1 protein-coding gene is annotated in these 252 nt (G+C 71.8%); it reads right to left on the reverse strand.

Annotation, left to right across the window (positions count from 1 at the left end; genetic code table 11):
* On the reverse strand, nucleotides 1–252 hold a 252-nt coding region (locus FLQ44_RS23400), incomplete at both ends, for a 3,4-dihydroxy-2-butanone-4-phosphate synthase (RefSeq protein WP_206209158.1).

A 252-nucleotide genomic window follows, 5' to 3' on the forward strand; every position in this document is an offset into this window, starting at 1 on the left:
AGGATCTCGACCAGCACGCCGGCGGGTTCCAGCCCGGCCAGACGCGGCAGGTCGGACGCGGCTTCGGTATGGCCGGTTCGCGCTAGAACGCCACCCGGCTGCGCGGTCAGAGGAAAGATATGGCCTGGCTGGCGCAGGTCGGACGCACGCGCATCGGGTTTGACCGCGGTGCGGATGGTGTGGGCGCGGTCATCGGCCGGAATGCGCGTGCTGCCGCCCGCGGCGGCCTCGATGGGCCCGGTGCAACTGGTG

The sequence above is a fragment of the Vogesella mureinivorans genome (assembly GCF_007644035.1).
Classification (GTDB): domain Bacteria; phylum Pseudomonadota; class Gammaproteobacteria; order Burkholderiales; family Chromobacteriaceae; genus Vogesella; species Vogesella mureinivorans.